This is a genomic window from Streptomyces sp. NBC_01261 (genome assembly GCF_036226385.1).
GTDB lineage: Bacteria > Actinomycetota > Actinomycetes > Streptomycetales > Streptomycetaceae > Streptomyces.
Genome location: NZ_CP108463.1, coordinates 3,740,929 through 3,755,567, shown reverse-complemented (window position 1 = coordinate 3,755,567; position 14,639 = coordinate 3,740,929). Strand labels below are relative to the sequence as shown.

11 protein-coding genes are annotated in these 14,639 nt (G+C 70.5%); 8 read left to right on the top strand and 3 right to left on the bottom strand.

The window, feature by feature from the left end:
* Positions 1-69: 69 nt before the first annotated feature.
* Positions 70-255: a 50S ribosomal protein L28 gene (gene rpmB / locus OG226_RS16020; protein ID WP_328678677.1), complete on the bottom strand. Its 186-nt coding sequence runs from the start codon at positions 253-255 to the stop codon at positions 70-72.
* 259 nt (positions 256-514) lie between these two features.
* On the opposite strand from rpmB, the gene OG226_RS16015 reads away from it, so the two are divergent.
* Entirely contained in the window at positions 515-2,182 is a 1,668-nt protein-coding gene (locus OG226_RS16015) for a DAK2 domain-containing protein (RefSeq protein WP_329349292.1), read from the top strand.
* A gap of 25 nt (positions 2,183-2,207) precedes the next feature.
* On the opposite strand, the gene OG226_RS16010 is transcribed toward OG226_RS16015, so the two are convergent.
* Both OG226_RS16010 and OG226_RS16005 read right to left on the bottom strand, forming a co-directional pair.
* Positions 2,208-5,150 carry a tetratricopeptide repeat protein gene (locus OG226_RS16010; protein ID WP_329349291.1) on the bottom strand — a complete coding sequence of 981 codons (2,943 nt, stop codon included), beginning with the start codon at positions 5,148-5,150 and terminating at the stop codon, positions 2,208-2,210.
* A complete protein-coding gene (locus tag OG226_RS16005) occupies positions 5,150-6,967 on the bottom strand; it encodes an HSP90 family protein (RefSeq protein ID WP_328678674.1) in 1,818 nt (605 codons plus the stop codon). The genes OG226_RS16010 and OG226_RS16005 overlap by 1 nt, the downstream gene beginning before the upstream one ends.
* 168 nt (positions 6,968-7,135) lie before the next feature.
* On the opposite strand from OG226_RS16005, the gene OG226_RS16000 reads away from it, so the two are divergent.
* From OG226_RS16000 to rnc, 7 genes are all read left to right on the top strand, one after another.
* Positions 7,136-10,363 (top strand): helicase-related protein, encoded by a 3,228-nt coding sequence (locus tag OG226_RS16000; RefSeq protein WP_329349290.1) that lies wholly within the window; start codon positions 7,136-7,138, stop codon positions 10,361-10,363.
* A 71-nt stretch (positions 10,364-10,434) separates the two neighbouring features.
* A complete protein-coding gene (gene rsmD, locus OG226_RS15995; protein ID WP_329349289.1) occupies positions 10,435-11,058 on the top strand; it encodes a 16S rRNA (guanine(966)-N(2))-methyltransferase RsmD in 624 nt (207 codons plus the stop codon).
* Between the two features lie 26 nt (positions 11,059-11,084).
* Positions 11,085-11,564 carry a pantetheine-phosphate adenylyltransferase gene (gene coaD, locus OG226_RS15990; RefSeq protein ID WP_318021832.1) on the top strand — a complete coding sequence of 160 codons (480 nt, stop codon included), beginning with the start codon at positions 11,085-11,087 and terminating at the stop codon, positions 11,562-11,564.
* Positions 11,565-11,663: 99 nt separating this feature from the next.
* The gene (locus tag OG226_RS15985) at positions 11,664-12,749 is read left to right on the top strand and encodes an ATP synthase F0 subunit B (RefSeq protein ID WP_328678670.1); all 1,086 of its coding nucleotides are present in this window, start codon (positions 11,664-11,666) and stop codon (positions 12,747-12,749) included.
* Between the two features lie 155 nt (positions 12,750-12,904).
* A complete protein-coding gene (locus tag OG226_RS15980) occupies positions 12,905-13,558 on the top strand; it encodes a YceD family protein (protein WP_328678667.1) in 654 nt (217 codons plus the stop codon).
* A 2-nt stretch (positions 13,559-13,560) separates the two neighbouring features.
* Complete coding sequence (rpmF, locus tag OG226_RS15975; RefSeq protein WP_015657589.1) at positions 13,561-13,734, top strand: 50S ribosomal protein L32; 174 nt, start codon at positions 13,561-13,563, stop codon at positions 13,732-13,734.
* A gap of 19 nt (positions 13,735-13,753) precedes the next feature.
* Positions 13,754-14,599: a ribonuclease III gene (gene rnc / locus OG226_RS15970; RefSeq protein ID WP_033282672.1), complete on the top strand. Its 846-nt coding sequence runs from the start codon at positions 13,754-13,756 to the stop codon at positions 14,597-14,599.
* Positions 14,600-14,639: the final 40 nt, after the last annotated feature.

The window sequence follows — 14,639 nt, the reverse complement described above, 5'->3', positions numbered from 1 at the left end:
AAGCCGGCCCACACGAGGTGGACCGGCTCGATGCAGCGAACCAGCAGTGGCCGCGCGCTCGGCAGTGCGTCAGCGCGAGACCTTGCCGGCCTTGATGCACGAGGTGCAAGCGTTCACGCGCTTCGGCGTCCCACTGACCACGGTACGCACGCGCTGGATGTTCGGGTTCCAGCGACGGGACGTACGGCGGTGCGAGTGCGAGATGTTGTTGCCGAAGCTCGGCCCCTTGCCGCAGACGTCGCAGTTGGCAGCCACGGGTCACTCCAAAGACTTCAGATGCACAGATGCACTTACGGATGATCCCGGCATGCCGGGATCGAGATCGTAGGATCTGGAAGTGGCACTGCCAGGGGGAATGGCCCGATCGGGATCGGGCAACCGGAGCAGCATACAACGACCGCGCCAGTACAACGAAACTACCATGCCTGGTCGGGGGCCCGCTCCGGCCCTCCTCGGGCCCGGGCCGCCCCAAGGTCTACGCTGCGGTCCAGTCCAGCAGCTCAGGGAGGCGCAGGTGCCGCAGGTGCCGCAGACATTCTTCGATGCTCTCGCGGTGCGCACCTGGTGCGGTCTCGCGCTGCGGGCGCTGGGGCGTGCGCGCGAGGAGATCGACGCGATCAACGTGTACCCGGTGGCCGACGGGGACACCGGCACCAACCTGTACCTGACCATGGAGTCCGCCGTCGCCGCGGTCGAGGCGGTGTTCGACGGACACGGCACCCTCACCGAGCGGAAACCGCCGCTGGCCGACGCCGCCCGCGCGATGGCCCACGGGGCGCTCATAGGGGCCCGCGGCAACTCCGGGACGATCCTCGCGCAGCTGCTCCGGGGCATGGCCCAGGTCCTCGCCGCCGACGGTGAGACGGCTCACACGGACGGGGAGGGCCTACGGCTCGCCCTGCGCCGCGCGGCCGACTCCGCCCGGCACGCGGTGGCCCACCCCGTCGAGGGCACGGTCCTCTCGGTCGCCTCGGCGGCGGCGGACGCGGCCGACGACACCGACGGCGACTGCGGGACCGTCGCACGGGCGGCCTACGAGGGAGCGTGCGCGGCGCTGGCCGCGACCCCGGGGCAGCTGGCCGTCCTGGAGCGCGCGGGAGTCGTCGACGCGGGCGGGCGGGGGCTGGTGGCGGTGCTGGCCGCGCTGGTGGAGACGTTCACGGGCGAGGTACCGGTCTTCACGGTCCTGGAGGCGCACGCACGCGTGGAGGCCGTTCTGGATTCAGGCGCTCCCGAAGTCGCCCCGTGCGAGGGCGGTGGCCCCGCCTTCGAGGTGATCTACCTCCTGGAGGCCGACGACTCGGCCGTGACCCGACTGCGGCAGCGGCTGGACGCCCTCGGTGACTCGCTCGTCGTGGTCGGCGGGGACGGCCTGTGGAACGTCCACGTGCACGTGGACGACGCGGGCGCCGCCGTGGAGGCGGGCGTCGAGGCCGGACGGCCGTACCGGATCCGGATCACCCACTTCGGGCTCGGTGACGTCCACACCACCGGTGCCGAACGGCCGCCCAGGGAGCGCGCGCAGCGGGCCGTCGTCGCCGTGGTCCCGGGGGAGGGTCTGGCGGGGCTCTACGGCGAGGCAGGCGCGACCACTGTGCTCGCGCGCCCCGGGGAGCCGCCCGCCAGTGGGGAGTTGGTCGCGGCCGTACGGCGGGCACACGCGCGTGAGGTCGTGCTGCTGCCCAATGACGCGGAGCTGCGGCACACCGCCGCCGCTGCGGCCGAGCAGGCCCGGGCCGAGGGCATCCGGGTCGCGCTGATCCCGACGCGCTCCGCGGTGCAGGGGATCGCGGCGCTCGCCGTGCACGAGCCGGAGCGGCGCTTCGACGAGGACGTCGTCTCGATGACCTCGGCGGCGGGCGCGACCCGCTACGCCGAGGTCGCCGTCGCCGAACGCCAGTCCTGGACCATGGCCGGCATCTGCCAGGCCGGGGACGTCCTGGGGCTCGTCGACGGCGATGTGGCGGTGATCGGCGCCGATGTCACGGCCACCGCCCGGGCGGTCCTGGACCGTATGCTCGCGGCCGGCGGCGAACTGGTCACGCTCGTCCTCGGCGACGAGGCGCCCGTGAGCGTCGCCGACATCCTGGAGATCCACGTCCGGGAGTCGTACCTCGCCGTCGACACGGTGGTGTACCGGGGCGGCCGGCAGGGTGCCCTGTTGCTCATCGGCGTGGAGTAGGCCCTCAGCCCTACCCCAACTCCCCCTACTTCTCCGTCTGTTCCTCCATCAGCTGGAGGAGCTGCTCCGCCTCGGCGCGACGGGCCCGTACCGTCTCGTCGCCGTCGTCGGCACCCTCGTAGGCCTTCAGCACGCCACGCGCGCGTGCCGCCGCGTCGGCGGGGCGGCCGAGGTCGGCCTCCAGCCAGCCCGCGGCGAGTTCGGCGCCGGTGCGGGTGTGCACAGCGCCCTCCCCGAGGGCCGCGAACACGGTGACCGACTCCGCGGTCTCCGTCAGGGCGTCCTCGAACGCGGCCTGGATCGCGGTGTCCTCGGCCTCCTCGGCGACCGAACGGGCCAGCAGCTCACCGAACTGCCGGTGCGTGTGGCCGAGTTCGCCGGTGAGCCGCTGCCGTGCCTCCTGGTCGTCGGTCACGAGCAGCGCGGCCTCGCACTCCTCGATCGCGCCCGCCATCAACTCCCGCGCGCGGTCGAGGCCCCGGTCCGCGCGCAACGCCAGCCACGCGCGGGCGCGCAGCGAGCGGACGAGTCCGTGCACGTTCCCCAGGGAGCGCCACAGGTCGCCCGCGCGCTCGTACGCCTGGTCGGCCTCGGCGGGCAGTTCCGCGTGGCCCAGTGACTCGGCGGCGAGGTGGGCGAGGGTCGCGTGGTCGTTCTGCTCGGGCCAGTGCCGGGCGATCTCGGCCGCCTGCAACCGCCGTTCGGCAGCGGCCCGGTGCTCGCCCAGTTCGCTCAGACAGTCACCTAGCCACCACTGCGTCTGGACGATCGCGCCGTCGCCGTGCGTCTCGACGCTCAGGTCGGGCAGCGCCGACTCCAGCACCTCGGCGGCCTCGGCCCACCGGCCCTGGCGCAGCAGGAAGCCGCCGAGCTGGTGCCGCGCCCAGGCGCCCAGCGTCGGGCCCTCGCCGGCCTCGTCGGACCAGTGCGCGGCCTCCAGGGCGTGCTCAGCGGCCTCCTCGGACCGCCCCCGGCCGCCGAGCACCTCGGCGAGCTGGAGATGCAGCTGCGCCCGCCCAGGGGCCTCCAGGTGCGACCCACCGTGTTCCAGGGCCGCCCGCAGCGCCCGTTCCGCCTCCGTGACGTCGCCGAGGTGATGGGCGAGCCCGGCCAGCCGGGCCTCGTACTCCACCGCGAACCACGGCAGCTCCGCGACCACGAACGCCGTGGACGCCTTCGAGAACAGCCGGACGGCCGTCTCCACATCCCCGGCCCGCACCGCGAGTTCGGCCAGCATCGCCTGCCCCTCGGCACCCCGTGCGGCCAGCCGCACATCGGCCGCGTCACCAGGAAGGGGCCGCCCCTCGACGAGGGCCAGCACTTCCCGTACGGCGGCCTCGGCGGCGGCCAGGTCCCCGCTGTCGGGTTCGTGGTCGGGGGAGTCCCCGTGGACCCTGCGCATCAGGATGCGCGCCCGGCTCATCAGCACGGCCGCCGTCTGCCGTACGCCGGTGCCGTCCTCGGCGTACAGGGCGAGCACTCCGTCGTACGGCTCGGCGATCGCCGTGAGGGCCTCGTCGATCTCGCCCGCGAGAGCGCGTACGTACGCTCCCCGCGCGCGTGCCGCCCATGCCTCCCCGGGGTCGCCCGCCTCGGCGAACAGCCCGGCCGCGCGCTCGAAGAGGGCGATGCCCTCGGGGCCGCGGTCCATCGCCTGGTGGTCGGCGATCTCGGCGCGGTCGCGGGCGGACAGCTCGACGCCCTCGGCAGCCCGGGAGACCGCCAACCAGGCCTCCACGGCGTGCGGTTGGAGGGTGTCCGACAGCCGCCGCGCCTCCGCGAGGAGCGCGGTGAGGTCCCTCTCCGGGATGACCTCGGGTGCTGTGGCCGTCACCGGCACCGCTGTCGGCCGGGCCGCCGAACGCACTCCCAGCGGGAGCCGTTCCACCAGGGGCTGCTGGTCCATGCGCGCGCGTGCCTGGTCGCCGACGTGGGTCGTGCCGTTGCGCTCGTCGAAGCGGGCGGCCAGGGAAAGAGTCTCCACGCGTGCGTGCGCGGCGAGTTCGCATGCCGTCCAGGTGCGGCCGGCCGGGCCCGGCACCTGCTGGTCGCCGAGACCCAGCTCGGTCAGCCGGTCCATCAACAGGGTCACCACGGAGAGGAAGTCCAGTCCGCTGCGCGGGTTCCCGGAGTCCGTGAAGTACGCCGGACGCTCCGCGAGCAGCTCCAGACCGCGCGCCTCGTTGCCGCTCAGCGCGCAGAACTCCACATGGTCCGCGTAGGCGCCCCGCATGCTCTCCATGGGCCGTACGAGACGGAAACCGCGCAGGTGATGGGCGCGCGCCTCGTCGGCCCGTCCGAGGCGCAGCAGCGGGATCAGGGAGGACGCGAGGACCGTGTGCGGCTCGTGGGCGCAGGTGAACTCGCCCTCCAGGACCGGCTCCCACAGGTCGAGGGCCTCGGCGTAGCGCTCCTGGTACACCTGCCACTCGCCCTGGGTGTGCAGTTCGCACGCGTGGCAGTCGGCCATGGTGTCGCGGTCGGCGGCCAGCCACGCGGCGTACGCCCGCTCGGCCCGCGCCAGGTCCCCGACGTGCGAGGCGACGCTGAACTCGGCGCTGCGGACGGCCCGTTCGGAGTGTCCGGCCAGCCGGTAGCGGTGCTCCATCTCGCCGAGCCACTTCTCGATCGACGCGAGCGGGATGTGCGGCTGGCCCAGCATCCCGGACGACACCCACTTGAAGACCCAGTGCAGCGAGTGCACCTCGTACTCGTCGAAGTCCTCCGGCCGTTCGTCCCACATGCGCAGCAGGCGCGCGAAGGGGACGAACATCCTGTCCTTCTCGGAGCTGTAGTTGTAGACCTTCAGCTGGTGTCCGAGGGCCTCGATCACCGCGAGCGGGACGTCCAGCTTCTCGGCCTCGGCGAGCAGGTGCTCCGCGCGCGCGTTGCGGGCCGGTCCCTCCGGCTCCTCGGAGTTCTCCGCCATCGCACGGCGCAGCGCGTCGAAGTCCGTGATCCCTGTCATCAGTGGTCGCCCTCCCCGTGTGTGGCCCACTCCAGGAGGCCGATGAACGCCCGGTTCAGCAGTGCCGAATCGGCGGGGCGCAGTGGTCGCTGCGCCATCAGGAGTGCCTGCCCGTAGAGCGACTCCGTGGCCGTCCCGATCAGGTCCCGGTCCCTCAGCGAACTGATCCGCCGGATCAGCGGGTTGAGGTGGTTGAGCACGAGACGCGCACGGGGAGCGCTGCCCCGCAGCGAGCCCAGGATGCCCGCCCACAGGTCGTCGGCCTGCTCCTCGGCCTCCGCGCGGGCCTGCTCGTGCCGGGCGGACCGGTCGTCCAGATGCAGCGCGGGCACCGACAGCGGATGGAAGGCCCGCAGGACCACATCGCAGCCCAGGGGGTCCAGCTTGGCCCGCGCGGCGGCCAGGAAGTCCGCCAGGGCCAGCTCCTCGGCCGGGTCGACCGAGTCCAGGTGCGCGGTCACGGTGTCCGAGTCCAGCTCGGCGACCACCGTCCCCGGGCGCACCGACGGCAGCGCCTCGACCAGCTCGCCGTCGTAGGTGTAACCGCCGTTGATCACCCCGATGCCCTGCGCGGACGCGATCGGGGCGACCTGCCGGTACTCCTCGACGGTCCGCGTGAAGTGCACCACCGGGTGGCGCTGCGCGAACTCCTCCAGGGACACCCGTCCGTCGGTCGTCTCGAACGGGAGCCACGGCAACATCGTGCGCAGCATCTCCTTGTCGTGCCGCGCCAGGGACTTCACCCCCAGGTGGTGCACCGACAGGAACGCGGCCAGCCGCTCCGGATCACCCGCCGCGAGCCCGGTCAGCCAGGCCCGGATCCGTTCCCCGAGCGCCTCCCGTACGGCGGCCAGCGTCTCGTCCTCGTACAGCGACTCGCGCGAGGCCGTGGGCCGCAGGCTGTCCGTGTCCAGCACACAGCGCACGAAGAACGCCCAGTCGGGCAGCAGCTGTTCGGCCCGCTCGGTCAGCAGCATGCCCTTGAGATGCACCCGGTGACTCGCCCGCTGCGCCGGACTCACGGCACCGGGAAGGACGTAGGCCACCCCGCGAATTCCCGCGAGCGGCACGGACAGGTCGATCGAGTCCAACGGCGTGAACCCGAACAGCTCGTGACAGTGCCGCGCCAGCGCCACCCTCCGGGTGCCGGGACTCGGGTACGACCGGTCCCAGGGCGCGGGCAGATCGGTGATCGCCTCGCCGTCCACGCGCACGTCGTACGGCAACAGCGCCCCGAAGTCACGGGCCAGCGCGAGGACCTTCTCCTTGGTGAGCCATTCGCCGGCGCCCGCGCGCGCCACCAGGTGCACGGTGGTGCCCGGTTCGGGGCGCTCGGCGTCGGGGAGGGTCCGCACGGTGTACGAGCCGTCGTCGGTCGCCGTCCACTCCACGGGCGGCGCGTCGGGCGTACGGGCGCTGCGGCTGACGACCCGGATCCGCTCGGCCACCACGAAACAGGCGAGCAGCCCGATGCCGAACTGCCCGAGGAAGTCGGAACGGGCCTCCTGGAGCCCGTCGGCGCGCTTGGAGCTACGGCCGATGGTCGCGAGGAGGTTGTGCACGTCCGCCTCGGTGAGCCCGACGCCGGAGTCCTCGACGCGCAGGGTGCCCCCGTCGGCGAACAGCCGTACCAGGGCAGGGGAGTCGGGCTGCTCGGCCCGGCGCGCGGTGATCGCGTCCACGGCGTTCTGCAGCAGCTCGCGCAGATAGACCTTGGGGCTGGAGTAGAGGTGATGGGAGAGCAGGTCCACCAGACCGCGCAGGTCGACCTGGAACGTGTGGGGTGACTGGGATGACTGTGAGGTCTGGGAGTCCATCGTCGCAGCGCCGAGGTGGGGGAAGTGCGAACGGCGCGAGGGTCGGGCGGTCCCTGTGAGGCGGTGACCGCGGGGGATGGCCGGAGCGCGCCATCCTAGGCCTCGAACGACCCGCCTGACCAGGAGTTTCGCAAGACGTATACGGCATTGTCAGTGGCGTGGTGTGCAATGGATCTCGTGCCCGCACTGGAAGAACCACTGAAAAAGGTGCTCGGCCCCGCCACCGCGAAGGTGATGGCCGAGCATCTCGGCCTGCACACAGTGGGCGACCTCCTGCACCACTACCCGCGCCGGTACGAGGAGCGGGGCCAGCTCACACACCTCGCCGAGCTGCCGATGGACGAGCACGTCACCGTGGTCGCCCAGGTCGCCGACGCCCGGCTGCACACCTTCGCGTCCAGCAAGGCCCCCCGGGGCAAGGGGCAGCGTCTCGAAGTCACGATCACGGACGGCAGCGGCCGGCTCCAACTCGTCTTCTTCGGCTCGGGAGTTCACAAACCCCACAAGGAACTGCTGCCGGGCACGCGCGCGATGTTCGCCGGCAAGGTCTCCGTCTTCAACCGCCGTCTTCAACTCGCCCATCCGGCGTACGAGTTGCTGAAGGGCGACGCCGAGGAAACGGTGGAGACCTGGGCGGGCAGCCTGATCCCCATCTACCCCGCCACCGCCAAACTGGAGTCCTGGAAGATCGGCAAGGCCCTCCAGACGGCACTGCCCAGCGCCCAGGAAGCGGTCGACCCCCTCCCGGACTCCCTGCGCGAGGGCCGCGGCCTGGTCTCCCTCCCCGAGGCCCTCCTCAAGATCCACCGCCCCCACACCAAGGCGGACATCGCCGCAGCCCGCGACCGCCTCAAGTGGGACGAGGCCTTCGTCCTCCAGGTGGCCCTGGCCCGCCGCCGCCACGCGGACGCCCAACTCCCCGCCGTAGCCCGCAAACCGTCCCCCGACGGCCTCCTCTCGGCCTTCGACGACCGCCTTCCGTTCACCCTCACGGACGGGCAGGTGAAGGTCTCCAAGGAGATCTTCGACGACCTGGCTACGGAGCATCCGATGCACCGGTTGCTGCAGGGGGAGGTCGGATCGGGCAAGGCGCAGCCGCTCGACTCGCTCGTGCTCACACCCGCCGGGTTCCGTCGTATGGGCGATCTCACGGTGAGGGACGAGGTTGTCGTGCCGGACGGGGAGATCGCGCTGATCGATGGGGTCTTCCCCCAGGGGGAGCGTGAGGTCTGGCGCTTGGTCCTCTCCGACGGAAGCCACGTGGAGTGCGACGACGAGCATCTCTGGATCGTGGGCACGAGCTGCGGGTGGCATCGAGGACAGACTCCCGAGGTCATGACGACTCGGGAGATCCGCCTGGACACGTTCAAGGCCGACGGATCCTCGAAGTGGTATCTCCCGGCAGCTGCTCCGGTCGATCTCGGAGGCGATTGTGGACTGCCTCTCGATCCCTACCTGTTCGGTGTTCTTCTGGGCGACGGCTCATTCCGGCACAACCTGCGGTTGTCCACGATGGACGAGGAGATCCGTGATGCCGTGGCGACGGCCGCGGCCCCTGAGTGCCACGTGGTCCCGGTGAAGGGCTCCCGTTGCGACTTCACGCTTCAGCTTGCCCACCGGGCCGGAGGTGTCCGCAATCCCGTGATCCAGGTCCTGCGTGATCTGAATCTCTGGGGTGTCACGTCGCACGGCAAGTTCGTTCCCGACGAATTCAAGAACACGTCGATCAAGAACCGCCTTGCTCTGCTGCAAGGGCTGATGGACACGGACGGCACCGTCAGCGCGGACGGCTTCAGCATCTCGTTCTGTTCTGCCTCGCTCGTATTGGCGAATGACGTTGCCTGGCTGGCGCGTTCACTCGGCGGTCGGGCACGCGTCCTGCCGAAGAAGGCGTCCTTCAACGTCTCCGTGGCCCTGCCCGACGAGTACGCTCCGTTCCGCCTCACCCGCAAAGCCGAACGCGTAGGGCCCAGGCCGAAATACAACACGTTCCGCCGCGGAATCCGAGCAGTTGAGTACGTCGGACGTAAACCGGTCCAGTGCATCAGCGTCGCGCACCCCAGCCATGCCTACGTCACCGACAACTTCACAGTGACCCACAACACCATGGTTGCCCTCCGAGCCATGCTCGCCGTGGTCGACGCGGGTGGGCAGGCCGCGATGCTCGCGCCCACCGAAGTGCTCGCTCAGCAGCATCACCGGTCGATCACCGAGATGATGGGGGAGCTGGCCGAGGGCGGGATGCTGGGCGGGGCCGAGCGGGCGACCAAGGTGACGCTGCTCACCGGGTCCATGGGGACGGCCGGGCGGCGTCAGGCACTCCTCGACCTCGTCACCGGTGAGGCCGGGATCGTGATCGGCACGCACGCGTTGATCGAGGACAAGGTCCAGTTCCACGACCTCGGCCTGGTCGTGGTCGACGAACAGCACCGCTTCGGCGTCGAACAGCGCGACGCCCTGCGCGGCAAGGGCAAGCAACCCCCGCACCTCCTCGTCATGACCGCCACCCCCATCCCGCGCACGGTCGCCATGACGGTCTTCGGCGACCTGGAGACCTCGGTCCTCGACCAACTCCCGGCCGGCCGCTCACCCATCGCCAGCCACGTCGTCCCCGCCGCCGACAAGCCGCACTTCCTGGCCCGCGCCTGGGAGCGCGTCCGCGAGGAGGTCTCCAACGGCCATCAGGCGTACGTCGTCTGCCCACGCATCGGCGACGAGGACGACGACCCCAAGAAGGCCGGCAAGACCAAGAAGAAGTCCCCCGAGGACGACGCGGAGAAGCGCCCGCCGCTGGCCGTCCTGGACATCGCCGCGCAGCTCGCCAAGGGCCCGCTCCAGGGCTTGAAGATCGAGGTGCTGCACGGCCGTATGCACCCCGACGACAAGGACGCCGTGATGCGCCGCTTCGCCGCCGGGGACACGGACGTCCTGGTCGCGACGACGGTCATCGAGGTCGGCGTCAACGTGCCCAACGCCACCGCGATGGTCATCATGGACGCCGACCGCTTCGGCGTCTCCCAGCTCCACCAGCTGCGAGGCCGAGTGGGCCGCGGCTCGGCTGCCGGTCTCTGCCTCCTGGTCAGCGAGATGCCCGAGGCGAGCCCCGCCCGCCAACGCCTCAACGCCGTCGCCTCCACCCTCGACGGCTTCGAACTCTCCCGCATCGACCTCGAACAGCGCCGCGAGGGCGATGTGTTGGGGCAGGCCCAGTCCGGTGCCCGTACGTCCCTGCGGGTCCTGTCGGTCATCGAGGACGAGGAGGTCATCGCGGAGGCGAGGGAGGAGGCGACGGCAGTGGTGGCAGCAGATCCCGAGCTGCGGAACCTCCCGGGCCTGCGGACGGCCCTGGACGCGCTGTTGGACGCGGAGAGAGAGCAGTACTTGGAAAAGGGCTAGGGGCCACCCACCCAGGGGCGCGGGGCTGTATTGAATATGCGGCTACCGCCGCGTGCGCGCGACCAGCCACAATGAAACCTGAAGCCGCCCACCACCAAGGATCCAAGATGACCCGCGTGATCGCCGGCGAAGCCGGTGGACGTCGACTCGCCGTGCCGGCAGGCACCGGCACCCGCCCCACCTCCGACCGCGCACGCGAGGGCCTCTTCTCCACCTGGCAGTCCCTCCTCGGCGCCCCCCTGAGCGGCGAAAGGGTCCTGGACCTGTACGCGGGCTCGGGCGCCATCGGCCTCGAAGCCCTCTCCCGCGGCGCGAGCCACACCCTCCTCGTGGAGGCCGACCCGAAGGCCGCCCGCGTCATCAGGGAGAACGTCAAGAGCATCGGCCTCCCCGGTGCCGAGGTCAGGGCGGGCAAAGCGGAACAGATCGTCCAGACGCCGGCGCCGGCCGACCCGTACGACATCGTCTTCCTCGACCCGCCGTACGTTGTCGCAGATCACGATCTTCGGGAGATTCTCCTCACACTCCGGTCCGGGGGCTGGCTCGCGCCGGACGCTCTCGTCACCGTGGAGCGCAGCACCAGAGGCGGCGAATTCGGGTGGCCGGACGGATTCGACGCGATCCGGGCCCGTCGCTACGGCGAGGGGACCTTTTGGTACGGTCGCGCCGCCTCTACGTGCGAAGACGCACGATGACCGGACCGGAGAGCGAGGGAACTCAGTTGCGCCGCGCCGTTTGTCCGGGGTCGTTCGACCCCATCACCAATGGACACCTCGACATCATCGCCCGTGCCTCCCGGCTGTACGACGTCGTGCACGTCGTCGTGATGATCAACCAGTCGAAGAAGGGCATGTTCACCGTCGACGAGCGGATCGGGCTGATCGGCGAGGTCACCGCCGAGTTCGGCAACGTCCAGGTCGAGGCCTACCACGGACTGCTCGTCGACTTCTGCAAGCAGCGCGACATCCCGGCCATCGTCAAGGGCCTGCGCGCGGTCAGCGACTTCGACTACGAACTGCAGATGGCCCAGATGAACAACGGTCTTTCGGGCGTCGAAACCCTGTTCATCCCGACCAGTCCCACCTACAGCTTCCTGTCGTCCTCGCTGGTCAAGGAGGTCGCGCAGTGGGGCGGCGACATCTCCCACCTGGTACCGCCGATCGTCCTGGAAGCGCTCCACGAGCGGCTCGGCCAGGACTGAGGCACTGACAGTGCGTCACCCGGTGTCGGGCGGGGCGGGTGTGGTCGTACAGTCGACCCGTCCGTCTCCAACACGTCGGTAGAGAGTGGCGAGCACACGGTGGACGTGCAGAAGAAGCTCGACGAGATCGTCGCCTCGGTCTCCAGCGCCCGGTCCATGCCCATGTCGGCCTCGTGCGTGGTCAACCGCGCCGAGCTGCTCACGCTGCTCGAAGAGGTGCGCGCGGCCCTGCCGGACTCGCTGGCGGAGGCGCAGGAGCTGATCGGCGGCCGGCACGAGATGGTCGAGCAGGCCCGTCAGGAGGCCGAGCGGATCATCCATACCGCGCACGCCGAGCGCGGCTCGCTGATCTCCGACACCGAGGTCGCCCGCCGCTCGCAGAACGAGGCGGACCGCATCCTCGCCGAGGCCCGCCAGGAGGCCGAGGAGGTCCGCGCGGAGGCCGACGACTACGTCGACTCCAAGCTCGCCAACTTCGAGGTCGTCCTCACCAAGACCCTCGGCTCGGTCGGGCGAGGCCGCGAGAAGCTGCTCGGCACCGGCCCCGGCATCGACGACCAGGGCTACGAGGACGAGGACGCCCCCGAGCGCAGCCACGACCCGGAGACCCTGCGCCGCGACGCCGACGCGTACGTGGACGTCAAGCTCGGCGCCTTCGAGGCGGTGCTCGCCAAGACCCTGGAGGCTGTGGGCAAGGGCCGGCAGAAGTTGCACGGGCGGCTCGCCAGCGACGATCTCGGCGCCCTCTCCCTCGACGACGACGGCAACCAGGTCCAGCACACCAGCGACGCCGACTACCTCGCCGACCTCGCGACCGTCACGGACACCCCGGTCTCGGCCACCCCGCTCCAGCCCGAGCAGCAGGACTACGCCCCGCAGGCGGCCTACGACTACCAGCAGACCGCGCAGCAGCAGGACCCGTACGGCTACCAGCAGCAGGGCTACGTCCAGCAGCAGGACCCCTACGGGTACCAGCAGGCCGACCCCTACGCCTACCAGGGCTACGACACCGGCCAGCAGCCCGTGTACGACCCGAACCAGATGCAGCAGGCCCAGCTCGACCCGCAGCAGACCCAGCAGGCCCAGGCTCAGCAGGGCTACGCGCTCGACGAGACCAGCCTCTTCGACACCGGCATGATCAGCGCGGAGCAGCTGAGGGCCTACGAGCAGGGTCGCGGCCTGTAGGGATCCGGGCCGGTGGCCGAGAGCGCACACCGGATTGGGCCGTGAGCGAAAGGTCCAGTATCCTGGCTCTTCGGTCGCGTGTACGTCCGCGATCACCGCTGCCCGGAAGCACCGAAGGGCAGCGCCCCATGAGCTCAGCAGACCGAAAGACAGGGATGGCTCTGAACGCCCGCCTCGACCACCGCAACCCTCTCGTGTTCGACACTCACGAGCTGGGTCGGCGTCCTGGTGCGCTGCAGCGCCTGAACCGTTCGATCGACGCTCCCAAGGATCTCGGGATCCAGGGAGTCGTCGGAGTGCCGGAAGGCGCCCCGATGGAGCTCGAACTCCGCCTTGAGTCGGTCATGGAAGGGGTGCTTGTCACAGGCACCGCCCGTGCACTGGCCAAGGGGGAGTGCGTAAGGTGTCTGGAGCCGCTGGAGCTGTCGCTCGTAGCGGACTTCCAGGAGATGTTCTCGTACCCCGACGCCGACGACCGTGGCCGTGTGAAAGCGGAACCGGTCGACGACGCCGAGGAAGATGAGGACAGGCTCTTCATCGAGGACGGCTTGTTCGACCTCGAATCCGTGCTGCGCGATGCGGTGGTGCTCGCACTGCCGATGCAGCCGGTGTGCCAGGACGACTGTCTGGGCCTGTGCTCCGAGTGCGGGGTACGGCTCACGGACGACCCGGACCACCACCATGACGCCGTCGACATCCGTTGGGCGGCACTGCAGGGACTCGCCGGTTCACTCGAAGACGGCGAGAAGGACGAGATCAGTGGCGAAGCGCCCCGACCGGCGCGCGCCAACGAGAAGCAGGAGAAGTAGCCGTGGCTGTTCCGAAGCGGAAGATGTCGCGCAGCAACACGCGCCACCGCCGGTCGCAGTGGAAGGCTGCGGTCACCCCTCTGGTTGCGTGCGAGCGCTGCCACGAGCCCAAGCAGCAGCACATCGCGTGCCCTTCTTGCGGCACGTACAACAAGCGCCAGGTCCTCGAGGTCTGAGCGGCTGGTGAGAGGCACCATGTCTGACGTCAAGGCCGACTCAGTCGCCAAGAAACACGCGGACACAGCCTCGTCCCACACGCTGTTGGAAGGGCGGCTCGGGTATCACCTCGAGTCCGCCCTTCTGGTGCGTGCGCTGACCCACCGTTCGTACGCGTACGAGAACGGCGGTCTGCCGACGAACGAGCGGCTGGAGTTCCTCGGGGACTCCGTGCTCGGCCTCGTCGTCACGGATACGCTGTACACCACCCACCCCGACCTGCCCGAAGGCCAACTGGCCAAGCTGCGGGCCGCGGTGGTCAATTCTCGTGCGCTGGCGGAGGTCGGTCGCGGTCTGGAACTCGGCTCCTTCATCCGGCTCGGCCGTGGTGAAGAGGGCACGGGGGGCCGGGACAAGGCGTCCATCCTCGCCGACACCCTGGAAGCGGTGATCGGCGCGGTCTATCTCGACCAGGGCCTCGATGCGGCCTCCGAACTGGTGCACCGCCTGTTCGACCCGCTCATCGAGAAGTCCTCGAACCTCGGTGCCGGCCTGGACTGGAAGACCAGTCTCCAGGAGCTCACCGCGACCGAGGGGCTCGGTGTCCCCGAGTACCTGGTCACGGAGACCGGCCCCGATCACGAGAAGACCTTCACTGCTGCCGCCCGCGTCGGAGGCGTCTCGTACGGCACCGGCACCGGCCGCAGCAAGAAGGAGGCGGAGCAGCAGGCCGCCGAGTCCGCCTGGCGGTCCATCCGGGCCGACGCGGACGAGCGAGCCGAGAAGGCGAAGGAGGCGGCCGAACAACAGGCCGTCGAGACCGCCGCCGAGGCCGCTGAGCAGCCTGCCGAGGAGAACACCGACACGTCGTCGGCGTCCGCCTGACCGAACAGCGCGACCGAGCGCCCGTCCCCGCGTGGGACGG

Excerpts from the sequence above, each read along its gene's own strand:
- OG226_RS16010 (WP_329349291.1), bottom strand. The coding sequence starts at position 5,150 with ATGACAGGGATCACGGACTTCGACGCGCTGCGCCGTGCGATGGCGGAG.
- OG226_RS16005 (WP_328678674.1), bottom strand. The coding sequence starts at position 6,967 with ATGGACTCCCAGACCTCACAGTCATCCCAGTCACCCCACACGTTCCAG.
- OG226_RS16000 (WP_329349290.1), top strand. The coding sequence starts at position 7,136 with ATGGATCTCGTGCCCGCACTGGAAGAACCACTGAAAAAGGTGCTCGGC.
- rsmD (WP_329349289.1), top strand. The coding sequence starts at position 10,435 with ATGAAACCTGAAGCCGCCCACCACCAAGGATCCAAGATGACCCGCGTG.
- OG226_RS15980 (WP_328678667.1), top strand. The coding sequence starts at position 12,905 with ATGGCTCTGAACGCCCGCCTCGACCACCGCAACCCTCTCGTGTTCGAC.
- rnc (WP_033282672.1), top strand. The coding sequence starts at position 13,754 with ATGTCTGACGTCAAGGCCGACTCAGTCGCCAAGAAACACGCGGACACA.